Source organism: Acidovorax sp. HDW3, assembly GCF_011303755.1.
Taxonomy (GTDB): Bacteria; Pseudomonadota; Gammaproteobacteria; order Burkholderiales; family Burkholderiaceae_C; genus Paenacidovorax.
Window position 1 is genome coordinate 667,223 of the sequence record NZ_CP049885.1, and the last position, 22,990, is coordinate 690,212.

The 22,990-nt window shown below is 63.8% G+C and carries 23 protein-coding genes and 1 tRNA gene; all 24 read left to right on the plus strand.

All coding sequences use genetic code 11. The features are described from left to right. Nucleotides 1–233: 233 nt before the first annotated feature. Entirely contained in the window at nt 234–500 is a 267-nt protein-coding gene (gene rpsO, locus G7045_RS02975; RefSeq protein ID WP_166157101.1) for a 30S ribosomal protein S15, read from the plus strand. Nucleotides 501–721: 221 nt separating this feature from the next. After that, entirely contained in the window at nt 722–2,959 is a 2,238-nt protein-coding gene (pnp, locus tag G7045_RS02980) for a polyribonucleotide nucleotidyltransferase (RefSeq protein WP_166157104.1), read from the plus strand. Between the two features lie 84 nt (nt 2,960–3,043). Further along, nucleotides 3,044–4,036 carry an NAD(P)H-quinone oxidoreductase gene (locus G7045_RS02985; protein WP_166160329.1) on the plus strand — a complete coding sequence of 331 codons (993 nt, stop codon included), beginning with the start codon at nt 3,044–3,046 and terminating at the stop codon, nt 4,034–4,036. Nucleotides 4,037–4,041: 5 nt separating this feature from the next. Next, nucleotides 4,042–4,791, plus strand: coding sequence for a triose-phosphate isomerase (gene tpiA / locus G7045_RS02990; protein ID WP_166157107.1), 750 nt, complete (start codon nt 4,042–4,044; stop codon nt 4,789–4,791). A 35-nt stretch (nt 4,792–4,826) separates the two neighbouring features. After that, nucleotides 4,827–5,198, plus strand: coding sequence for a preprotein translocase subunit SecG (secG, locus tag G7045_RS02995; protein ID WP_166157110.1), 372 nt, complete (start codon nt 4,827–4,829; stop codon nt 5,196–5,198). 116 nt (nt 5,199–5,314) lie between these two features. Beyond that, a tRNA-Leu gene (locus G7045_RS03000) sits at nt 5,315–5,399 on the plus strand. A gap of 76 nt (nt 5,400–5,475) precedes the next feature. Continuing rightward, nucleotides 5,476–5,835 carry an NADH-quinone oxidoreductase subunit A gene (locus G7045_RS03005; RefSeq protein ID WP_166157113.1) on the plus strand — a complete coding sequence of 120 codons (360 nt, stop codon included), beginning with the start codon at nt 5,476–5,478 and terminating at the stop codon, nt 5,833–5,835. A 38-nt stretch (nt 5,836–5,873) separates the two neighbouring features. Then, entirely contained in the window at nt 5,874–6,353 is a 480-nt protein-coding gene (locus G7045_RS03010; RefSeq protein ID WP_166157115.1) for an NADH-quinone oxidoreductase subunit B family protein, read from the plus strand. A gap of 10 nt (nt 6,354–6,363) precedes the next feature. Beyond that, on the plus strand, nt 6,364–6,972 hold the full coding sequence (locus G7045_RS03015) for an NADH-quinone oxidoreductase subunit C (RefSeq protein ID WP_166157117.1): 609 nt from the start codon (nt 6,364–6,366) through the stop codon (nt 6,970–6,972). 26 nt (nt 6,973–6,998) lie between these two features. Then, nucleotides 6,999–8,252 carry an NADH-quinone oxidoreductase subunit D gene (locus G7045_RS03020; RefSeq protein WP_166157120.1) on the plus strand — a complete coding sequence of 418 codons (1,254 nt, stop codon included), beginning with the start codon at nt 6,999–7,001 and terminating at the stop codon, nt 8,250–8,252. Further along, complete coding sequence (gene nuoE, locus G7045_RS03025) at nt 8,249–8,740, plus strand: NADH-quinone oxidoreductase subunit NuoE (protein ID WP_166157123.1); 492 nt, start codon at nt 8,249–8,251, stop codon at nt 8,738–8,740. The genes G7045_RS03020 and nuoE overlap by 4 nt, the downstream gene beginning before the upstream one ends. Beyond that, a complete protein-coding gene (gene nuoF / locus G7045_RS03030; protein ID WP_166157126.1) occupies nt 8,737–10,092 on the plus strand; it encodes an NADH-quinone oxidoreductase subunit NuoF in 1,356 nt (451 codons plus the stop codon). The genes nuoE and nuoF overlap by 4 nt, the downstream gene beginning before the upstream one ends. Before the next feature lie 15 nt (nt 10,093–10,107). Then, complete coding sequence (gene nuoG / locus G7045_RS03035; RefSeq protein WP_166157129.1) at nt 10,108–12,225, plus strand: NADH-quinone oxidoreductase subunit NuoG; 2,118 nt, start codon at nt 10,108–10,110, stop codon at nt 12,223–12,225. Next, nucleotides 12,222–13,298, plus strand: a complete 1,077-nt coding sequence (nuoH, locus tag G7045_RS03040) for an NADH-quinone oxidoreductase subunit NuoH (RefSeq protein ID WP_166157132.1) — start codon at nt 12,222–12,224, stop codon at nt 13,296–13,298. Before nuoG ends, nuoH begins: the two co-directional genes overlap by 4 nt. A 14-nt stretch (nt 13,299–13,312) precedes the next feature. After that, on the plus strand, nt 13,313–13,831 hold the full coding sequence (gene nuoI / locus G7045_RS03045) for an NADH-quinone oxidoreductase subunit NuoI (protein WP_166157135.1): 519 nt from the start codon (nt 13,313–13,315) through the stop codon (nt 13,829–13,831). Between the two features lie 35 nt (nt 13,832–13,866). Next, complete coding sequence (locus G7045_RS03050) at nt 13,867–14,514, plus strand: NADH-quinone oxidoreductase subunit J (RefSeq protein ID WP_166157138.1); 648 nt, start codon at nt 13,867–13,869, stop codon at nt 14,512–14,514. Then, nucleotides 14,511–14,819: an NADH-quinone oxidoreductase subunit NuoK gene (gene nuoK / locus G7045_RS03055; RefSeq protein ID WP_166157141.1), complete on the plus strand. Its 309-nt coding sequence runs from the start codon at nt 14,511–14,513 to the stop codon at nt 14,817–14,819. Before G7045_RS03050 ends, nuoK begins: the two co-directional genes overlap by 4 nt. 30 nt (nt 14,820–14,849) lie before the next feature. Then, complete coding sequence (nuoL, locus tag G7045_RS03060) at nt 14,850–16,880, plus strand: NADH-quinone oxidoreductase subunit L (RefSeq protein ID WP_166157144.1); 2,031 nt, start codon at nt 14,850–14,852, stop codon at nt 16,878–16,880. Nucleotides 16,881–16,893: 13 nt separating this feature from the next. Next, nucleotides 16,894–18,369 (plus strand): NADH-quinone oxidoreductase subunit M, encoded by a 1,476-nt coding sequence (locus tag G7045_RS03065; protein WP_166157147.1) that lies wholly within the window; start codon nt 16,894–16,896, stop codon nt 18,367–18,369. A gap of 24 nt (nt 18,370–18,393) precedes the next feature. After that, the gene (gene nuoN / locus G7045_RS03070; protein WP_166157150.1) at nt 18,394–19,887 is read left to right on the plus strand and encodes an NADH-quinone oxidoreductase subunit NuoN; all 1,494 of its coding nucleotides are present in this window, start codon (nt 18,394–18,396) and stop codon (nt 19,885–19,887) included. Further along, a complete protein-coding gene (locus G7045_RS03075) occupies nt 19,887–20,195 on the plus strand; it encodes a DUF2818 family protein (RefSeq protein ID WP_166157153.1) in 309 nt (102 codons plus the stop codon). Before nuoN ends, G7045_RS03075 begins: the two co-directional genes overlap by 1 nt. Before the next feature lie 360 nt (nt 20,196–20,555). Then, on the plus strand, nt 20,556–20,864 hold the full coding sequence (locus tag G7045_RS03080) for a DUF3649 domain-containing protein (RefSeq protein WP_166157156.1): 309 nt from the start codon (nt 20,556–20,558) through the stop codon (nt 20,862–20,864). Continuing rightward, nucleotides 20,861–22,552, plus strand: a complete 1,692-nt coding sequence (locus tag G7045_RS03085) for a PepSY domain-containing protein (protein ID WP_166157159.1) — start codon at nt 20,861–20,863, stop codon at nt 22,550–22,552. The genes G7045_RS03080 and G7045_RS03085 overlap by 4 nt, the downstream gene beginning before the upstream one ends. 4 nt (nt 22,553–22,556) lie before the next feature. After that, nucleotides 22,557–22,901, plus strand: coding sequence for a DUF3325 domain-containing protein (locus G7045_RS03090; protein WP_166157162.1), 345 nt, complete (start codon nt 22,557–22,559; stop codon nt 22,899–22,901). The last annotated feature ends 89 nt before the right edge of the window (nt 22,902–22,990 follow it).

Consider the following 22,990-nt stretch of genomic DNA (forward strand, 5'->3'; position numbering starts at 1 on the left):
TGTTTTTATAAACGTGCATATCGTATGCATCTTTAGCCAATTTTGCAGCGCAAACGGCGAGCCCGTACCTGGGGTGGGGGGATTGGGCGGGAGCAACTGTAGAGGCAAAAAAGCCCCGCGCGTTATAATCGACGGGTTTTGCATGGTGCAAGACGCACGCCGCAGGCCCTTCCAGCCCACGGCGCAAGTAACCCCGGCGGCTTTCATGGCCGCCTACATTGAAGGAAAAAATCATGATCGCTGCCTCCATCAAGGCTGAAGTCGTCAAAGCCAACCAACGCGCCGAAAACGACACCGGCAGCCCGGAAGTGCAAGTGGCCCTGCTGACCGCCCGCATCAACGAGCTGACGCCCCACTTCAAGACGCACGCCAAGGACCACCACGGTCGCCGTGGCCTGCTGCGCATGGTGAGCCGTCGCCGCAAGCTGCTGGACTACCTCAAGGCCAAGGACGCTGACCGTTACACCGCCCTGATCGCCAAGCTGGGCCTGCGCAAGTAAGCGCTGCACGGCACGCAAACGCCTGAGTTGGTTCGCTGGCTCAGGCGTTTTTTACTTTTTCACTGGAGAGAAAAACAGAGCGAAGCTGTGTCATTCCATACCCGCACTGGCTATCAAAACAATAGCTGCCAGCGCTTGTCTGGAATGGCATCGCGGTCTGTTGAACCTCCAAACCCTTGCTGCTTGAGCGTAAGCAGCTATTTTTTCAGGAGCAAACCGCTATGACGATGTTCAACAAAGTCACCAAGACCTTCCAATGGGGCCAACACAGTGTGACCATGGAAACCGGCGAGATCGCGCGCCAGGCTTCCGGCGCCGTGCTGGTCAACATCGACGACACCGTGGTGCTGGCCACCGTGGTCGCCTCCAAGACCTCCAAGCCGGGCCAGGACTTCTTCCCCCTGACCGTGGACTACATCGAGAAGACCTACGCCGCCGGCAAGATTCCCGGCAGCTTCTTCAAGCGCGAGGCCAAGCCGTCGGAGCTGGAGACGCTGACTTCCCGCCTGATCGACCGCCCGATCCGCCCGCTGTTCCCCGAGGGCTTCTACAACGAGGTGCACGTGGTCATCCACACCATCTCGCTCAACCCCGAGGTCGATGCCGACATCGCCGCCATGATCGCCACCAGCGCCGCGCTGTCGGTGTCCGGCATCCCGTTCAACGGCCCCATCGGCGCCGCGCGCGTGGGCTACATCAACGGTGAATACGTGCTCAACCCCGGCCAGACCCAGCGCAAGGGCAGCCAGATGGACCTGGTGGTGGCTGGCACCGAAGCCGCCGTGCTGATGGTTGAATCCGAAGCCCTGCAGCTGCCCGAAGACGTGATGCTGGGCGCCGTGGTCTATGGCCACGAGCAAAGCCAGATCGCCATCAACGCCATCCACGAGCTGGTGCGCGAGGCCGGCAAGCCGGTGTGGGACTGGCAGCCCGAAGCCAAGGACGAGGCCCTGATCGCCCAGGTGACCGCCCTGGCCGAAGACAAGCTGCGCGCCGCCTACCAGAACCGCAACAAGCAGCTGCGCACGCAAGCCTGCCGTGAAGCCTACGCCGCCACCAAGGCCGGCCTGACCGAGCAGGGCGTGGCGTTTGACGGCGTCAAGGTCGATAACATGCTGTTCGACATCGAAGCGCGCATCGTGCGCGGCCAGATCCTGGCCGGCGAGCCGCGCATCGACGGCCGCGACACGCGCACCGTGCGCCCCATCGAGATCCGCAACAGCGTGCTGCCGCGCACCCACGGCTCGGCCCTGTTCACGCGTGGCGAGACGCAGGCGCTGGTCATCTCCACCCTGGGCACCGAGCGCGACGCGCAGCGCATCGACGCGCTGGCCGGCGAGTTCGAAGACCGCTTCCTGTTCCACTACAACATGCCTCCCTTTGCCACCGGCGAAGTGGGTCGCATGGGCTCGACCAAGCGCCGCGAAGTCGGCCACGGCCGCCTGGCCAAGCGCGCGCTCGTCGCCTGCCTGCCGAGCAAGGAAGAGTTCCCCTACACCATCCGCGTGGTATCGGAGATCACCGAGTCCAACGGCTCTTCGTCCATGGCCTCCGTCTGCGGCGGCTGCCTGTCGATGATGGACGCCGGCGTGCCGATGAAGGCGCACGTCGCCGGCATCGCCATGGGCCTGATCAAGGAAGACAACAAGTTCGCCGTGCTGACCGACATCCTGGGCGATGAAGATCACCTGGGCGACATGGACTTCAAGGTCGCCGGTACCACCGCCGGTATCACAGCGCTGCAGATGGACATCAAGATCCAGGGCATCACCAAGGAAATCATGCAAGTGGCGCTGGCCCAGGCCAAGGAAGCGCGTATGCACATCCTGGGCAAGATGCAGGAAGCCATGGGCGAAGCCAAGGCCGAGATCAGCAGCTTCGCGCCCAAGCTCTTCACCATGAAGATCAACCCCGAGAAGATCCGCGACGTGATCGGCAAGGGCGGCTCCACCATCCGCGCGCTGTGCGACGAGACTGGCTGCCAGATCAACATCGAGGAAGACGGCACCATCACCATCGCCGCCACCGAAGCCGCCAAGGCCGAAGAGGCCAAGCGCCGCATCGAGGAAATCACGGCGGAAGTGGAAGTGGGCAAGGTCTATGAAGGCCCGATCGTCAAGATTCTGGACTTCGGCGCCCTGGTCAACGTGCTGCCCGGCAAGGACGGCCTGCTGCACATCAGCCAGATCGCCCACGAGCGCGTGGAAAACGTCAACGACTACCTCAAGGAAGGCCAGATCGTCAAGGTCAAGGCGCTGGAGACGGACGACAAGGGCCGCATCAAGCTGTCGATGAAGGCGCTGATCGAGCGCCCCGCCGGTATGCCCGAGCGCGAGCCGCGTGAACCGCGCGAGTACCGCGAGCGCGCACCGCGCCAGCCGCGCGAGTACCGCGAGCCGCGTGAACCGCGTGCCGAGCGCAGCCACGACGGCGCCCCTGAGCAGCCGTCGCAGGAATAATTTGCTCTTATTTTGATAGCTGCTGGCGCTTGTCTACCGGGCGCTAGTGGCCAAAATCATTGCAAATACCTGGTGCTCTCCATGATGCAAGCCATTGCTATTACCCAGCCGGGCGCCCCCGAGGTGCTGCAGCTGTGCCAGCGCCCCCGGCCCGAGCCGGGCGTGGGCGAGTTGCTGATCGAGGTGGCGGCCAGCGGCGTCAACCGCCCCGACGTGGTGCAGCGCCTGGGGCATTACGCCCCACCGCCGGGCGCCTCGGAGCTGCCGGGGCTGGAGGTGGCCGGGCGCATCGTCGCCGGTGATGCGGCGGCGCTGGCTGCGGCTGGCCTGGCGCTGGGCGAGCGCGTGTGCGCCCTGGTCACGGGCGGCGGCTATGCCGAGTATTGCGTCGCCCCGGTGGCGCAATGCCTGCCGGTGCCGCCCCCGCTGTCCGACGTGGAAGCGGCGGCCTTGCCCGAGACATTTTTCACCGTCTGGAGCAACGTCTTCGACCGAGGGCGCCTGCAGGCCGGGGAGTGGCTGCTGGTACAAGGCGGCAGCAGTGGCATTGGCGTGGCCGCCATCGCGCTGGCGAAGGCGTTTGGCGCCCAGGTCATCGTCACGGCGGGCGCGGACGACAAGTGCGCCGCCTGCCTGGCGCTGGGGGCAGACCATGCCATCAACTACCGCACGCAGGATTTCGTTGCCGAGGTGCAGCGCATCACCGGCGGGCGCGGCGTGGACGTGGTGCTCGACATGGTCGCCGGCAGCTACGTCGCACGCGAGCTCGACTGCCTGGCCGAGGACGGGCGCCTGGTGCTGATTGCCGTGCAGGGCGGCGTGCGCGCCGAGGTCAACGCCTGGCAGCTCATGGCCAAGCGCCTGACGCTCACGGGCTCGACCCTGCGCGCGCGCCCCGTCGCCTTCAAGGCGGCGATTGCGCAGCAGCTGCGCCAGCGCGTCTGGCCCCTGCTGGCCAGCGGCCAGATCAAGCCTGTGGTCTACCGCCACTTTCCCGCGTGTGAGGCGGCGGCGGCGCATGGGCTGATGGAGTCCAACCAGCACATCGGAAAAATCGTTTTGACCTGGAAAGAATGATTCCCATGAAGAAAAAACTCATTGCAGGCAACTGGAAGATGAATGGCAGCCTGGCCGCCAACGACGCCTTGCTGGCCGCGCTGCGCGCCGGCCTGGCAGCGCAGGCCCCGGGCTGTGACGTCGCCGTGGCCGTGCCCGCGCCCTACCTGGCGCAGGTGCAGGCCCTGGTGGCCGATACGGCCATCGCCCTGGCAGCACAGGATGTCTCGCAGCACGAGGCCGGCGCCTACACCGGCGAAGCCTCGGCGGCCATGCTGCGCGATTTTGGCGTGCGCTACACCCTCGTCGGTCATTCCGAGCGCCGCCAGTACCACGGCGAGAGCGATGCCGCTGTCGCGGCCAAGGCGCAGCGTGCGCTGGCGGCGGGCATCACGCCCATCGTCTGCGTCGGCGAAACCCTGGCCGAGCGCGAAGCCGGTCAGACCGAGGCCGTGGTCAAGCGCCAGCTCGCTGCCGTGATCGCGCAGGTGGGGCACTGCGTGAGCGAGATCGTCGTCGCCTACGAACCCGTCTGGGCGATTGGCACTGGCAAAACCGCCACCCCCGCGCAGGCGCAGGCGGTGCACGCCGTGCTGCGTGCGCAGCTGGCAGCGGCCAGCGCGCAGGCGGCCAACATGCGCCTGCTCTACGGCGGCAGCATGAACGCGGCCAATGCGGCTGAACTGCTGGCCCAGCCCGATATCGACGGCGGCCTGATCGGCGGCGCGGCGCTCAAGGCGCCAGACTTTTTGACCATCATCGCTGCCGCCGCCTGAGGTGGGCAGCCAATTTATAGGAATCGAGAACCGAGATGAACGTATTTGCGAATGTGATTTTGGGCGTGCAGATGCTGTCCGCGCTGGGCATGATCGGCCTGATCCTGGTGCAGCATGGCAAGGGCGCCGACATGGGTGCGGCCTTTGGCAGCGGCAGTGCGGGCAGCTTGTTTGGCGCCTCGGGCAGTGCCAACTTCCTGTCGCGCAGCACGGCGGTGCTGGCCACGGTGTTTTTCATTGCCACCCTGGCGCTGGCCTACTTGGGCAACAGCCGCCCGAGCAGCGCTGGCAGCGTGCTGGAGACGCCTGCGGCCGTGGCGCCGGCAGCGGCCGGTAGCGCGCCTGCAGCCGATGCGGCGGCCCCGGCGGCACCCGCAGAGGGCGCAGCGCAGATCCCCACCAAATAAAAAGTTGCAAATGGGTGCATGAGGCCCGAAAACGGGTTTTTACCGGGTAGAATCCCGGTTTGTCTGGAAAGCCAAAAACCTGTTCAGGTTCCTCATGCCATCCAGATGCATAACAAGCCGTCGTGGTGAAATTGGTAGACACGCTATCTTGAGGGGGTAGTGGCGAAAGCTGTGCGAGTTCGAGTCTCGCCGACGGCACCAATCACAAAAAACCCTGCCACAGCCAGCCAGGCAGTGGTGGTTGGAGGCAGGGTTCAAGCGGTGAGCGCAATCCCCGATGAACCTCGATCAGTACCTCCCCGTTCTTTTGTTCATCCTCGTGGGGGCTGCCATTGGCATCGTCCCTATCGCGTTGGGCTACATCCTCGGGCCCAATCGCCCCGATCCCGAAAAAAATTCGCCCTACGAATGCGGCTTCGAAGCCTTCGAAGATGCCCGCATGAAGTTTGATGTGCGCTACTACCTGGTGGCCATCCTCTTCATTTTGTTCGACCTCGAAATCGCCTTCCTCTTTCCCTGGGCGGTGGCTTTGCAGGATGTGGGTGTGGTCGGTTTTGCTGCGGTCGCGATCTTCCTCGCCATCCTCGTCGTCGGCTTTGCCTACGAGTGGAAAAAAGGCGCGTTGGATTGGGAATGAGCAGCTCGTTCTGAGCGGCTCCAACAAGGATAGACACGATGATTGAAGGCGTGATGAAGGAAGGCTTCGTCACCACCAGCTACGACGCGGTGGTGAATTGGGCCAAAACCGGATCCATCTGGCCCATGACCTTTGGTCTGGCCTGCTGTGCGGTGGAGATGATGCACGCGGCGGCGGCGCGCTACGACCTCTCGCGTTTTGGCGCCGAGGTGTTCCGCGCCTCGCCGCGCCAGTCCGATCTGATGATCGTTGCCGGCACGTTGTGCAACAAAATGGCGCCGGCGCTGCGCAAGGTGTACGACCAGATGAGCGAGCCGCGCTGGGTGCTCTCCATGGGTTCGTGTGCCAACGGTGGTGGCTACTACCACTACAGCTACTCGGTGGTGCGTGGCTGCGATCGCGTGGTGCCGGTCGATGTCTACGTGCCCGGCTGCCCGCCGACGGCTGAGGCGCTGATCTACGGCATTTTGCAGCTGCAGCAAAAAATCCGCCGTACCCACACCATTGCACGGGTTTGAGGGCCAGAACATGACAGAGATTGCCATCCGCCCCGAAGAAATCCGCGATGCCGTTGCTGCCGCCCTGGGCGACAAAGCGCGTGCGCTGACCATTGCCCTCGATGAAGTGACCCTGGTGGTCGCTGCCGCTGATTACCTGGCGGCCATGGCGCTGCTGCGCGATGCGCCCGGTTGTCGTTTCGACCAGCTCGTCGATCTGTGCGGCGTTGATTACTCCGCCTACCGCGACGTCGGCACCGATGGCCCGCGCTTTGCCGCCGTCTCGCACCTGCTGTCGGTCGAGCTCAACCAGCGCCTGCGCGTGCGCGTGTTCTGCCCGGATGACGATATGCCGGTGGTGGATTCGCTGACCGGCATTTGGGCCGGTGCCAACTGGTTCGAGCGTGAAGCGTTTGACCTGTTTGGCATCGTTTTCACTGGCCACGACGACCTGCGCCGCATCCTGACCGACTATGGTTTTATCGGCCACCCGTTCCGCAAGGATTTTCCGGTGTCCGGCCACGTCGAGATGCGCTACGACGCCGAGAAGCGCCGCGTGGTGTACGAGCCCGTCAGCATCGAGCCGCGCGAGATCACGCCGCGCGTCATCCGCGAAGAAAACTACGGGGGGCTGCACTGAGGGCGCCCGCGCCTTTGTGATTCACCATGGCTGAAATCAAGAACTACACCCTCAACTTTGGTCCGCAGCACCCGGCCGCGCACGGCGTGCTGCGCCTGGTGCTCGAACTCGACGGCGAAGTCGTGCAGCGTGCCGACCCGCATGTCGGCCTGCTGCACCGCGCCACCGAAAAGCTTGCGGAGAGCAAGACCTTCATTCAGTCGCTGCCCTACATGGATCGGCTGGACTACGTCTCCATGATGTGCAACGAGCAGGCCTACTGCCTGGCGATTGAAAAGCTGCTCGGCATCGACGTGCCGGTGCGTGCCCAGTACATCCGCACCATGTTTGGCGAAATTACCCGGCTCTTGAACCACCTCATGTGGCTGGGCTCGAACGGCATGGACTTGGGCGCCTCGACGGTGCTGATGTTCACCTTCCGCGAGCGCGAAGACCTGTTCGACATGTACGAGGCGGTGTCGGGCGCGCGGATGCACGCGGCTTACTTCCGTCCCGGCGGCGTGTACCGTGATCTGCCCGACAGCATGGCCCAGTTCAAGGCCAGCAAGCTGCGCAACGCGCGTGCCATGCAGGAGCTCAACCGCAACCGCCAGGGTTCGCTGCTCGACTTCATCGAAGACTTCTGTCAGCGCTTCCCCAAGCTGGTCGATGAGTACGAAACCCTGCTGACCGAAAATCGTATCTGGAAACAGCGCACCGTCGGCATCGGCGTCGTCTCGCCTGAGCGCGCCCTGAACCTGGGCATGAGTGGCGTCATGCTGCGCGGCTCCGGCATTGCCTGGGACCTGCGCAAGAAGCAGCCCTACGATGCCTACGACCGCGTCGATTTCGATATTCCGGTGGGTGTCAACGGCGACTGCTACGACCGTTACCTGGTGCGCGTGGCAGAAATGCGCCAGTCCACCCGCATCATCGAGCAATGCGTGGCCTGGCTGCGCGCCAACCCCGGCCCGGTCATCACCGACAACCACAAGGTGGCGCCGCCGTCGCGTGAACGCATGAAGTACGGCATGGAGGATTTGATCCACCACTTCAAGCTGTTCTCCGAAGGTTTCCGCGTGCCCGAGGGCGAGGCTTACGCCGCCGTCGAGCACCCCAAGGGTGAATTTGGCATCTACATCGTCAGCGACGGCGCCAACAAGCCTTATCGCCTGAAGATCCGCGCCCCCGGTTTTGCCCATTTGGCGGCATACAACGAATTGACGCGCGGCCACATGATTGCCGACGCGGTGGCCGTCATCGGCACCATGGATATCGTGTTCGGAGAGATTGACCGATGATTACCGAAGCGACCAAAGAACGTTTTGCCCGTGAGGTGGCAAAGTACCCGCCCGAGCAGAAGCAGTCGGCCGTCATGGCCTGCCTGTCCATCGTGCAGCAGGAGCAGGGCTGGGTCAGCCAGGAGAGCGAGGCCGTGATTGCCGCGTACCTGGGGATGCCCGAGATCGCCGTCCACGAAGTGACGACGTTCTACAACATGTACAACCAAAAGCCGGTCGGCAAATACAAGTTGGCGGTGTGCACCAACCTGCCGTGCCAGCTGCGCGGTGGCTACGAGGCATTGCACCACCTGGAAGCCAAGCTCGGCATCAAGATGGGCGAGACCACGCAAGACGGCATGTTCACTCTGCAGCAATGCGAATGCCTGGGCGCCTGCGCCGATGCGCCCGCCATGCTGGTGAGCGATCGCCACATGTGCAGCTTCATGGACAACGAGAAACTCGACCAACTGGTCGCGGGCCTGAAGGCAGCGGAGGGCAAGGCATGACCACCGCAGCACAAATCCTGCAGCAGTTCCAGGCCACGGGCGTGCAGACCTGCTTTCATGATCGCCATATCAACCCGCAGATTTACGCCGACCTGAACGGCAGCAACTGGAGCCTCAAGGACTACGAGGCGCGCGGTGGCTACCAGGCGTTGAAAAAAATCCTCGGCAAAGACGGCGGCGAAGGTCTGACGCAAGACCAGGTGATTGCCACCGTCAAGGAATCGGGCCTGCGCGGCCGGGGCGGCGCGGGCTTTCCCACGGGTCTGAAGTGGAGCTTCATGCCGCGCCAGTTCCCGGGGCAAAAGCACCTGGTGTGCAACTCCGACGAGGGCGAGCCCGGTACCTGCAAGGACCGCGACATCCTGATGTACAACCCCCACATCGTCATCGAGGGGATGATCATCGGTGCCTACGCCATGGGCATTACGCTGGGTTACAACTACATCCACGGCGAAATTTTCCAGGTCTACGAACGCTTCGAGGCGGCCCTGGAAGAGGCGCGTGCCGCCGGCTACCTGGGTGACAACATCCTGGGCAGCGCTTTTAGCTTTCAGCTGCACGCCCACCATGGCTTTGGCGCCTATATCTGCGGTGAAGAAACGGCGCTGCTCGAATCCATCGAAGGCAAGAAGGGCCAGCCGCGCTTCAAGCCGCCGTTTCCCGCCAGCTTTGGCCTGTACGGCAAGCCCACCACCATCAACAACACCGAAACCTTTGCCGCCGTGCCCTGGATCATCAGGAATGGTGGTCAGGCGTATCTGGAGTGCGGCAAGCCGAACAACGGCGGCACGAAGATTTTCTCCATCAGTGGCGACGTCGAGCGACCCGGTAACTACGAAATCCCGCTGGGCACACCGTTTGCCAAGCTGCTCGAGCTTGCCGGCGGCGTGCGCAAAGGCCGCCAGCTCAAGGCGGTGATTCCCGGCGGCTCATCGTCGCCGGTGCTGCCGGCCGACATCATGATGGCCTGCACCATGGACTACGACAGCATCGCCAAGGCCGGCTCCATGCTGGGCTCGGGCGCCGTCATCGTCATGGATGACTCGCGCGACATGGTCGAGTCGCTGCAGCGTCTGTCCTACTTCTACATGCACGAGTCCTGCGGCCAGTGCACGCCCTGCCGCGAAGGCACGGGCTGGCTCTGGCGCGTGGTGCACCGCATCCAGCATGGCCAGGGACGCAAGGAAGACATCGAGCTGCTCGACAACGTCGCCTTCAACATCATGGGCCGCACGATTTGTGCGCTGGGCGACGCGGCAGCCATGCCGGTGCGCGCCATGATCAAGCACTTCCGCCACGAGTTCGTGGCCAAGATTGAAGCCGCTGCCCAGCACGGCTCGTCTGCCGCCTGAGCGTGAGAAAAGCATATGGTTGAAATTGAACTCGACGGACAGAAGGTAGAGGTCACCGAAGGCAGCATGGTCATCCAGGCTGCCGAGCAGGCCAACGTCTACATTCCGCACTTCTGCTATCACAAAAAGCTCTCGATCGCCGCCAGCTGCCGCATGTGCCTGGTTGATATCGAGAAAATGCCCAAGCCCATGCCCGCCTGCGCCACCCCGGTGACGCAGGGCATGATCGTGCGCACCAAGACCGACAAGGCCATCAAGGCGCAAGAGTCGGTGATGGAATTCCTGCTCATCAACCACCCGCTCGATTGCCCGGTGTGCGACCAGGGCGGCGAATGCCAGCTGCAGGATTTGGCCGTGGGCTACGGCATGTCGGCCTCGCGCTACGACGAAGAAAAGCGCGTGGTGCCAAAGAAAAGTATCGGCCCGCTGATCTCCACCGAGGAGATGACGCGCTGCATCCACTGCACCCGCTGCGTGCGCTTTGGCGCCGAGATCGGTGGCGACATGGAGCTGGGCATGATCCACCGGGGTGAGCACTCGGAGATCACCACCGTCAAGGGCGACACGGTTGATTCCGAACTCTCGGGCAACATGATCGACATCTGCCCTGTCGGCGCGCTCACCAGCAAGCCCTTCCGCTATAGCGCCCGCACCTGGGAGCTGTCGCGTCGCAAGTCGATTGCGCCGCACGATTCGACAGGTGTCAATTTGATCGTCCAGGTCAAGAACCACAAGGTCATGCGCGTCGTTCCGTTCGAGAACGAGGCCGTGAACGAATGCTGGATTGCTGACCGCGATCGCTTCTCTTACGAGGCCCTCAACGGCCCCGAGCGTCTGACCAAGCCCATGCTCAAGCAGGGCGGCCAGTGGCAGGAAGTCGATTGGCAGACGGCGCTGGAATACGTGGCCAACGGCCTCAAGTGCGTGCGAGAAAAGCACGGCGACAAGGGTGTGGGCGCCCTGGTCAGCCCGCACAGCACGCTCGAAGAGCTGTTCCTGGCCGGCCAGCTGCTGCGCGGTCTGGGCAGCGACAACATCGACCACCGCCTGCGCCACGCTGAATTTGCTGCGACCGAAGGCGTGCGCTGGCTCGGCCTGCCGATTGCAGCGCTGTCGCAGCTGCAATCCGTGCTGGTGCTGGGCTCGAACCTGCGCAAGGACCACCCCCTGTTCGCGCAGCGCATCCGCCAGGCCGCACGCAAGGGCTGCAAGGTGTTTGCCATCAACCAACAGGCCTACGACTGGGCGCTGCCTGCTACACATTCTGTAGTGGATCACGCAGACTGGGCGCAGGCTCTGGCCGATATTGCTGCAGCCGTGGCACAAGAAAAAGGCATTGCCGCCCCGACCGCAGGCCAGGCGAGCGACGAGGCCCTGGCAATTGCCCGTGCCCTGCTTGCCGGCGAGCGCAAGGCCATCTTGCTGGGCAACGCCGCCGCCCACCATGCCCAGGCGAGCAGCCTGCTGGCGCTGGCGCAGTGGTTGGCGCAGCAGACGGGGGCCACCTTTGGCTACCTCACCGAAGCGGCCAACACCGTGGGCGCGCAGTTCGTCGGCGCCCAGCCGCGCCAAGGCGGGCTCAATGCCGGGCAAATGCTCGCTGGCCAGGTCAAGGCCCTGCTGCTGCTCAATACCGAGCCTGAGTTCGATTCGGCCGCCGGTAAGGCAGCAGCCAAGGGCCTGGCCGATGTCGATATGGTGGTCACGCTCAGCCCGTTCAAGACCAACCTCGACATCAGCGACGTGCTGCTGCCGATTGCGCCGTTCACCGAAACCTCGGGCAGCTTCGTCAACGCCGAAGGCCGCCTGCAGAGCTTCCATGCTGTGGTCAAGCCCCTGGGCGAAACCCGTCCGGCCTGGAAAGTGCTGCGCGTGCTGGCCAACCTGATGGGGTTGCCGGGCGTCGCCTTCGAGTCGTCGCAGGACGTGCTCGCCGCTGCCGCTGCGGGCACCACGCAACTGAGCGCCGAGCAGCTGTCCAACGCTACCCAGGCGCCGATTACCGTCGCCAAGGGCCCGGCAGCGGCGCCCGTGGTGGCCAGCATTTACCAACTCGACAGCCTGGTGCGCCGTGCACCCGCGCTGCAACAGACCGCTGACGCCCGCCAGGCAAGTAAAGGGGCCGCTGCATGATCGACGCGCTGTACAACGGGGGCCTGAACCTCATCGCCCAGTCCTGGTGGACGGGCGTGGCCTGGCCTGTGCTGTGGATTCTCATCAAGATCGTTTGCGTCATCGCGCCGTTGATGGGGGCGGTGGCCTACCTGACGCTGTGGGAGCGCAAGCTGCTGGGCTTCATGCAGGTGCGTGTGGGGCCCAACCGTGTGGGCCCGCTGGGCCTGTTGCAACCGATTGCCGACGGCCTCAAGCTGCTGACCAAGGAAATCATCGCCCCGACGGCGGCGAGCAAGGGCCTGTTCTTCCTCGGCCCGGTGATGGCCATCATGCCGGCCCTGGCGGCCTGGGTAGCGATTCCCTTCGGCCCCGATGTGGTGCTGGCCGATGTCAACGCCGGCCTGCTGCTCATCATCGCCATCACTTCGATCGAAGTGTACGGCGTCATCATTGCTGGCTGGGCGTCCAACTCCAAATACGCCTTTCTGGGTGCGCTGCGCGCCTCGGCGCAGATGGTGAGCTATGAAATCGCCCTGGGTTTTTGCTTCCTGGTGGTCATCATGGTCTCGGGCAGCATGAACCTGACCGACGTGGTGATGGCGCAGGGCAAGGGCACGATGGCGTCCATGGGCCTGTCCATCCTGTCCTGGAACTGGCTGCCGCTGCTGCCGATTTTCATCGTCTATCTGATCTCGGTGGTGGCTGAAACCAACCGCCACCCGTTCGACGTGGTCGAGGGTGAGGCTGAAATCGTGGCCGGCCACATGGTCGAGTACTCGGGCATGGGTTTTGCCATCTTCTTCCTGGGTGAATACGCTGCCATGTGGCTGGTGTCCATCCTGGCCGTGCTCATGTTCCTCGGAGGCTGGTTGCCGCCGGTGGATGCGCTGGCCTTCATTCCGGGCTGGATCTGGCTGGCGATCAAGACCTTCCTGGTCGTCTCCTGCTTCATCTGGATCCGTGCCACCTTCCCGCGCTATCGCTATGACCAGATCATGCGCCTGGGCTGGAAGATCTTCATCCCGGTCACGCTGGTGTGGCTGCTCGTCGTCGGTGCCTGGCTGCACTCGCCGTGGAATATCTGGAAATAAGGCGGGAAACGCACATGTCTGCTCAGACTGCAACCGAACCGTCCTTCTCGATCAAGGACTTTTTCAAGAGCTTCATGCTCTGGGAACTCGCCAAGGGCATGGCCCTGACGGGTCGCTACACCTTCGCGCGCAAGGTGACCGTGTACTACCCGGAAGAAAAAACGCCGCTGTCGCCGCGTTTTCGGGGGCTGCACGCCCTGCGCCGCTACGACAACGGTGAAGAACGCTGCATTGCCTGCAAGCTGTGCGAAGCCGTGTGCCCGGCGATGGCCATCACCATCGAAGCCGGCCCGCGCCAGGACGACGGCTCGCGCCGCACCACGCGTTACGACATCGACCTGACGAAGTGCATCTTCTGCGGTTTCTGTGAAGAAAGCTGCCCCACCGACTCCATCGTCGAGACGCAGATCTTCGAATACCACGGTGAAAAACGCGGCGACCTGTACTTCACCAAGGACATGCTGCTGGCCGTGGGCGATCGCTACGAACCACAAATTGCCGCTGCCAAGGCGGCGGATGCCAAGTACCGCTAAGGCGGCTCCTGAACCTCTACGAAAAGAATCGATTCATGGACGCCAAAACTGGTTTTTTCTATCTGTTCTCGGTCGTGCTGCTGTTTGCAGCCTTCCGCGTGATTACAGCCCGCAACCCGGTGCACGCCGTGCTCAACCTGATCCTGGCTTTCTCGCAAGCCGCTGGTATCTGGTTGCTGCTCAAGGCCGAGTTCCTGGGCATCACCCTGGTGCTGGTGTACCTGGGCGCAGTGATGGTGCTGTTCCTGTTCGTGGTCATGATGCTCGACATCCGCATGGATACTGTGCGCCAGGGCTTCTGGAAGCATTTCCCGTTGGCCGCACTCGTCGGCGCCATCATCGCCTTTGAAATGGCGCTGGTGCTGATGGGGGGCTTTCGGGGTATGGACGAGCCCAAGGCCGTGGCCACGGTGCTCGATGCTGCGGGCCAGGTCGTGCCGTATTCCAACACCAAGGCGCTGGGCAAACTGCTGTACACCCAGTACCTTTACCCGGTGGAGATCGCTGCCGTGATCTTGCTGGTGGCCATGATCGCCGCCATCGCCCTGACCCTGCGCAAGCGCAAGGACAGCAAGGTGATCGAGGCTGCCGAGCAAGTTTACGCACGCCCTGCACAGCGGATGCGCCTGGTCAAGATGGCGCCGACCCGCAAGCCGGCACAAGCACAGGAGGAGAAGGCATGACGTTGACCCTGGGCCATTATCTGACGCTGGGGGCAATGCTGTTTGCCATTGCCGTCGTCGGTATTTTTCTGAACCGCAAGAACCTGATCGTTCTGCTCATGGCCATCGAGCTGATGCTGCTGGCTGTGAACATGAACTTCGTCGCCTTCTCCAGCTACCTGGGGGACATGCACGGTCAGGTATTCGTGTTCTTCATCCTCACGGTGGCGGCGGCCGAGTCGGCCATCGGCCTGGCGATCCTGGTGCTCTTGTTCCGCAACAAGGTCAGCATCAACGCCGAAGACCTCAACACCCTCAAGGGTTGAGCCCCGGTCATTTGCCAAGGTTCTGAAGAAATGAGTCAAACCCTTTCTGCTTCGACGCTGCTGGCGGTGCCCCTGGCGCCGCTGGTGGGCTCTGCGCTGGCCGGCTTGTTCGGCACGGCATTTGCCGGTAACTGGATTGGCCGGCGCCTGTCGCACACGCTGACCATCCTGGGCGTGTTCGTCGCCTTCGTGCTCTCGGCCATGACGCTGTACAGCGTTGCCGCCGACGGCGCACGGTTCAACGAAACCCTCTACACCTGGATGGTGGTGGGGGGCCTGAAGATGGAAGTTGGCTTCCTCATCGACAGCCTGACGGCCATGATGATGGTGGTCGTGACCTTCGTTTCGCTCATGGTGCACATCTACACCATTGGCTACATGGAGGAAGACGAAGGCTACAACCGCTTCTTCTCCTACATCTCGCTCTTTACCTTCTCCATGCTGATGCTCGTCATGAGCAACAACATGCTGCAGCTGTTCTTTGGCTGGGAAGCGGTGGGCCTGGTGTCGTACCTGCTGATCGGTTTCTGGTTCAACAAGCCGACGGCGATCTTTGCCAACATGAAGGCCTTTCTGGTCAACCGTGTGGGTGACTTTGGCTTCATCCTCGGCATTGGCCTGATCGCGGCCTATACCGGCACGCTCAACTACGGCGAGGTGTTTGCCAAGTCGTCCGAACTCGGCAGCCTGGTGTTCCCGGGCACGGATTGGATGCTCATCACCGTGGTTTGCATCTGCCTGTTCATCGGCGCCATGGGCAAGAGCGCGCAGTTTCCGCTGCACGTCTGGCTGCCCGACTCCATGGAAGGCCCGACGCCCATCTCCGCACTGATCCACGCCGCCACCATGGTGACGGCCGGCATCTTCATGGTTTCGCGCATGTCGCCGCTGTTCGAGCTTTCCGACGCCGCGCTCAACTTCATTTTGGTGATTGGCTCCATCACGGCGTTGTTCATGGGTTTCCTGGGCATCATCCAGAACGACATCAAGCGCGTGGTGGCCTACTCGACGCTGTCGCAGCTCGGTTACATGACCGTGGCGCTCGGCGCTTCGGCCTACTCGGTGGCCGTGTTCCACCTCATGACGCACGCGTTCTTCAAAGCCCTGCTGTTCCTCGGCGCCGGCTCGGTCATCATGGGGATGCACCACAACCAGGACATCCGCTGGATGGGCGGCGTGCGCAAGTACATGCCGATTACTTGGATCACGTCGCTGCTGGGCTCGCTGGCGCTGATCGGCACGCCGCTGTTCTCGGGCTTTTACTCCAAGGACAGCATCATCGAGGCGGTGCACTTTAGCCAACTGCCGGCAGCTGGGTTTGCGCACTTCGCCGTATTGGCAGGTGTGTTCGTGACGGCGTTCTACTCGTTCCGCATGTACTTCCTGGTGTTCCATGGCGCTGAGCGCTACGACCAGAACCCGGATGCGCACCACCACGATAGCCATGGCCACGACGACCACGGCCATGGCCACGACGCCAAGCCGCATGAGTCGCCCTGGGTGGTGACCCTGCCGTTGGTGCTGCTGGCGATCCCCTCGGTGGTGATCGGTTTCCTGACCATCGGCCCGATGCTGTTCGGCGACTTCTTCAAGGACGTGATTTTCGTCAACCTGGCCCAGCACGGTGCCATGGGTGAGCTGGCGCAGATTTACCACGGCCCTGTGGGCATGGCTTTGCACGCACTGCAGACGGCGCCGTTCTGGCTGGCCCTGGCAGGTGTGGCGACGTCCTACTACATGTACATGGTCAACCCGGCGTTGCCGGCGGCGATCCAGCGTGCAGCGCAGCCGATCTACACCCTGCTGGAAAACAAGTACTACCTGGACTGGATCAACGAAAACATCCTCGCCCGTGGTGCGCGCCTGTTGGGCAGCGGCTTGTGGAAGGCGGGCGATCAAGCCGTGATTGACGGTGCCGTGGTCAACGGTTCCTGGAAACTGGTGGGCTGGTTCGCTGGCGTGGCACGCTGGGTGCAGTCGGGCTATGTCTTCCACTACGCGCTGGTCATGCTTCTGGGCGTGTTTGGGCTGATGACGTACTTCGTGTGGCTCAACAAATAGGAGAACTAGAAAAATGGGTTTGTTGAGTTTTGCGATTTGGACACCCATCGCCTTTGGCTGCATGTTGCTGCTGATGGGGCGAGAGGAAGATGTCAAGGCTGTGCGCTGGCTGGCGCTCATTGGTGCCCTGGCGGGGCTGGCGGTGACGCTGCCCCTGTACACCGGCTTCGAGGTCGGTACGGCGGCGATGCAGTTCGTCGAGAAGGCGCCCTGGATCGGACGTTTCAACGTCTTCTACCACCTCGGTGTGGACGGTCTGTCGTTCTGGTTCGTGCCGCTGACGGCCTTCATCACCGTGATCGTGGTCATCGCCTCCTGGCAGAACATCACCGAGCGCGTGAACCAGTACATGGGTGCGTTCCTGATTTTGTCGGGCCTGATGATCGGCGTTTTCAGTGCGCTCGATGGCCTGCTGTTCTACGTCTTCTTCGAAGCCACGCTGATCCCGATGTACCTCATCATCGGTATCTGGGGCGGCCCGAACAAAATCTATGCCGCGTTCAAGTTCTTTCTGTACACGCTGCTTGGCTCGCTGCTGACGCTGATTGCCATCATCTACCTGTACATCCAGTCCGGTGGCAGCTTCGACATTCAGGCGTGGCATCAGCTGCCGCTGTCTTCCACGGCGCAAACCCTGGTGTTCTTCGCTTTCTTCGCCGCCTTTGCCGTCAAGGTGCCGATGTGGCCGGTGCACACCTGGCTGCCGGACGTGCACGTCGAGGCGCCCACCGGTGGCTCGGCTGTGCTGGCCGCCATCATGCTCAAGCTCGGCGCCTATGGTTTCCTGCGTTTTTCCATGCCCATCGCCCCCGATGCAGCGCGTGAGTGGGCCTGGCTCATCATTGGCCTGTCGCTCACGGCCGTGATCTACGTCGGTCTGGTGGCCATGGTGCAGAAGGACATGAAAAAGCTCGTCGCCTATTCGTCGGTGGCGCACATGGGCTTTGTCACCCTCGGCTTCTTCATCTTCAACGACCTGGGCGTCTCCGGCGGCATCGTGCAGATGATCGCCCACGGCTTCGTCTCTGGTGCCATGTTCCTGTGCATTGGCGTGCTCTACGACCGCGTGCACTCGCGTGAAATTGCGGCCTACGGCGGCGTGGTCAACACCATGCCCAAGTTTGGTGCCTTTGCCTTGCTGTTCTTCATGGCCAACTGCGGTCTGCCGGGCACGGCTGGCTTCGTCGGCGAGTGGATGGTGATTCTGGCAGCCGTCAAGTTCAACTTCTGGACCGGCCTGGCAGCAGCTACGGCGTTGATCTGGGGCGCGGCCTACAGCCTGTGGATGTTCAAGCGCGTCTATCTGGGCGCACCGGGCAACGCCAATGTGCGCGCCCTCAAGGACATCAATGGCCGTGAATTCCTGGTGCTGGGCCTGTTGGCCGTGGCCACGCTCTACATGGGTATCTATCCCAAGCCGTTTACCGATGTGATGGATGCCTCTGTGGCCCAGCTGCTGCAGCACGTGGCCCAGAGCAAGCTTCACTGACCCGATGCAACTGAGAGATTCGAGATGATTGACAACATCAGCTGGCTGGCGGTCTACCCCGAGATCGTGCTCCTGGTCATGGGCTGCGTGATCGCCCTGGTGGATCTGGGCGTGGCCAGCAGCCGCCGCACCGCCACCTACGTTTTGACCGTGCTCACCCTGGGCGTGGTCGCCGCGCTGGAGGCCTTGTACGCCACCAGCGGCAACACCTTCTACGGCTGGGGCAACATGGTCGTCTCCGACGCCATGGGCAACTGGCTCAAGTGCTTTGCCGCGCTGGCCATGATTGCCACCCTGGTCTATGGCCGTCCCTACGCGGCCGACCGCGACATGCTGCGCGGCGGCGAGCTGTTCACGCTCGCCATCTTCGCTACGCTGGGCATGTTCGTCATGATCTCGGCCAACAACTTTCTGGTCATCTACCTCGGCCTGGAATTGCTGACGCTGTCGAGCTACGCCCTGGTGGCGCTGCGCCGCGACCATGAAGCCTCGGTCGAGGCGGCCATGAAGTACTTCGTCCTCGGTGCCATGGCCAGCGGTTTCCTGCTCTACGGCATGTCCATGCTCTACGGCGCCACAGGTTCGCTCGACATTGGTGAAGTCTTCAAGGCCATCAACGCCGGCCAGATTCGCCACCAGGTGCTGGTGTTTGGCCTGGTGTTCATCGTCGCCGGCCTGGCGTTCAAGATGGGCGCTGTGCCCTTCCATATGTGGATTCCGGACGTGTACCACGGCGCACCCACAGCGGTCACCCTCATCATCGGCGGCGCGCCCAAGCTGGCGGCCTTTGCGGTCACCATCCGCTTGTTGGTGGACGGCCTGCTGCCGCTGGCGATCGACTGGCAGCAGATGCTGGCGGTGCTGGCCATTGGCTCGCTGTTCGTTGGCAACGTCATGGGTGTGATGCAGAGCAACCTCAAGCGCATGTTGGCTTACTCCACCATCTCGCACATGGGCTTCATGCTGCTGGGCCTGATGTCGGGCGTGGTCAACGGCCAGGTCGATGCTGCCACGGCGGGCAACGCCTACAGCTCGGCCATGTTCTACGTCGTCACCTACGTGCTGACCGCGCTGCCGGCCTTTGGCGTCATCGTGCTGCTGGCGCGCGAAGGCTTTGAGAGCGAAGAAATTGACGACTTCGCCGGCCTGAACCAGCGCAGCCCGCTGTACGCCGGCGTCATGGCGGTGTGCCTGTTCTCGTTGGCCGGTATTCCGCCGCTGGTGGGTTTTTACGCCAAGCTGTCGGTGCTGCAGGCGCTGGTGGCCTCGGGTAGCGGCTTCAACATCGCCCTGGCGGTGTATGCCGTCATCATGTCGTTGATTGGCGCCTTCTACTACCTGCGCGTCGTCAAGGTCATGTACTTTGACCAGCCGCTTACCGCCAGCACCGTGGCCGCGCCCATGGACGTGCGCATGGTGCTGACCTTCAATGGCGCCCTGGTGCTGGTATTGGGCCTGCTGCCCGGCGGCCTGATGGCGCTGTGCACCGACGCCATCGTGCGCGCCCTGGCTTCCTGATGTCACAGTCGGCTGCCATTTGGCTGGTGATCGTGGCGGCTTTTGCCGCCGCCAACCTGCCGTTCCTGAGCCAGCGCTGGTTGCTGCTCGGCCCCCGGCCGCAGCAGGGCGCCAAGCCGCTGCTGGCGCGCCTGGGCGAGTTGCTGCTGCTGTACGCGCTCGTCGGCGGCCTGGCCTTTGTGCTCGAACGCCGCGCCGGCCAAGTCGCCCCCCAGGGCTGGGAGTTCTACGCCGTCACGGCGGCCCTGTTTATCACCTTTGCCTTTCCGGGTTTTGTCTACCGGTACCTGCTACGCCACCGGCATTGAAATCAGCGCCTTTCGAGGCGCTTTTTTATTGCCAAATGCTATCAAAAAAGTAGCTATTCACGCTTGATTGATGTGGCCTGCGCAGTGTTTTCGTTTTGAAAACAAGTCTTGGGCTTCGGCCCATTTTTTGTTGTGTATGCGTAGCAAGGCTTATCCATCTTCTGCGCAAATGCGAATTTGTATCATTTACAAGCGATAATGCACTGATATCGCCAGCCCGCAGCGCCCAGCCCACAGCGCCACTGCAGCCAGCCACTGTTGTGCAACCTGTCCGGAGCCTTTGCCAATGCTGCGCCTTTCCTCGCGCTGCGTATGCCGTGCTGGCCTGGGCCGCTCGCCCGCTGGGGCCGGGGGCCATCCATGCGCGTGACGCACCCCCTGTGGCGTTATCGCCTGAACATCGCTTCACGCAGCCTGGCTGCAGCCTTGGGCGGTTACGCATTGGCAGCCGCCGTGGCTGCGGCGCTGTCACTGGTGCTGGCGCCCGCCATGGCACGGGTCGATGCCGTGCTCAGCGCCACCATGCTGGCCTGGTTTGCCTATGCCGCCGCCGCAGGCTGGGCGTTTTACGCGCGCAGCGCCTGGACGGCCTGGGCCGGTAACCTGCTGCCCGCGCTGGCCCTGGGCGCGCTGGCGCTGGTGCTGCGCAGCCCTGGAGCCGCCGCATGACCCAGCCCGCCACCCCCGAGCGCGAGGGCCTGCGCCAGGCCATGGCCTGGCTGCACACCTGGTCGGGGCTGGTGCTGGGCTGGTTGATGTTTGCCATCTTCCTGACCGGCACCTTGAGCTTTTACCGCCAGGAAATCAGCCTGTGGATGCGGCCCGAGCTGCAGGCTGGCTATGGCCCAGGCCAGCCACCTTCTGCCCAGGCCTTGCTCGCCGCGCAGCGCGCTGCAGCGCAGTCCGCGCAATGGAGCCTGCGCCTGCCCGACGAACGCGACCCCACGCTCACGCTGCAAATGCGCCCCAGTGGCGAACAGCAGCGGCCACAGACCCTGCGCCTGCACCCGCAGACGGGCGAGGTGCTCACCTCGCGAGAAACCATGGGCGGCGACTTCTTCTACCGCTTCCACTTCGAGCTGCGCACCGCCCAGAACGGGCGCTGGGTGCTGCAGGGGCGCTGGGTGGTGGGCGTGGCCACGCTGCTGATGTTCATTGCGCTGCTGTCGGGCATCGTCACGCACCGGCGCATCTTCAAGGACTTCTTCACCTTCCGGCCCGGCAAGAACGCCCAGCGCGCCTGGCTGGACGCGCACAACCTCAGTGGCGTTCTGGTGCTGCCCTTTTATCTGATGATCACCTTCAGCGGGCTGATGATTTTCCACGGCCTCTACCTGCCGGTGGGCATTGCCGCAGCCTACCCCGGCCCGAGCGACAACGACGCCGCCGCCTACTTCGCGCAGTTGCGCGGCGAACCAGGCGACTTGCGCCAGCGCACCGAACGCGGCACGCCCACGCAGCCGCTGGGCGGACTGGACCTGGCGCATTGGCTCGCGGCCTCCACGCAGCGCAGCAAGCACCCGATTGCCCTGCTCCAGGCCTACCGCAACCCGCAGGGCCAGCCCATGGTAGAAGCTGTGGTGACCGACCGCACGCGCCTGCAATACCGCCCCGAGCGCTGGGTGTGGGACGTGCGCAGCGGCGAGCTGGCACACCACCTGAACCCCACAGGCCCTGCCGTGCGCACCTACGGCGTGCTGTACGGGCTGCACATGGCGCGCTTTGCCGGGCCAGGGCTGCGGGCCTTGCTGTTGCTGCTGGGCCTGCTGGGCTGCCTGATGATTGCCACCGGCCTGGTGCTGTGGACCGTCAAGCGCGGCGCGCGGGCGCAGGCTGGTGCGCGCCGGGGCGCAACGCCCCCCACTGTCCCCGCCAACCGCCCCTGGGGCGGGCGCCTGGTGGCAGCCACCAACATGGCCGCGCTGGGCGGCCTGTCGCTGGCCTGCGCTGCCTACCTGGCGGCCAACCGGCTGCTGCCCACCCAGTGGCCCGACCGGCCCGACGCCGAGTTGGCCTGCTTCTTTGCCGCCTGGGGCCTGGCGCTGGCCTGGGCGCTGGCCAGCAACCTGCTGCGCCCCCACCGCTGGGGCTGGCCGGTGCTGATGGGCCTGGCAGGCGCACTGTGGGCGGCCTTGCCGCTGATCAGCGCCTTCACCACCCCAGCCCACCTGGGCCGCACGCTGGCGCAAGGCGCCTGGCCCTGGGCCCTGGCCGACCTGGCCTTTGCCTGCACGGGCCTGGTACTGCTGGCAGTGGCGTACAAGCTGCGACCGCGCCCTCAGCCTGCAACACAGCGCCCCGTTTGCACCACGGGCGCCGACCTGCCCCCTGCGCCCCACGCGGCATCCGGAGCCTGAACCCATGGATGCCGCGTTTCTGTTGTGCTTTGCGGGCTGGTGTGCCCTGGCCCTGGGCATGGATCGCCACCACCTCGACGTGTTTGGCTCCGACGCCAGTACCCGGCGCCTGGCCTCGCTGCGGGCCTGTGGCTGGCTGGTGTTGCTGCTGTCGCTGGCCCTGGCGCTGCAAGCACCGGGCGTGAACGCGCCGCCAGAGCCTGCCTCGCTGCGCGCGACGGCGTGGGCCGTGGTGTGCTCCCTGGCGGCGTTCTCGGTGGCGGCCTGCCTGAGCTGGTGGCCACGCCACGCCCCCACCCTGGCGCCCCTCGCGCTGACAGTGGGACTGCTGCTACACGCCAGCCACTGAAGCCCCCCTTTCCCCTTGGCGCGCTGGCCGGTCACGGCACCGGCAGAGCCGCGCCATGCCGTCCTGATTTTTGAAGAGAGGAAAAAAAA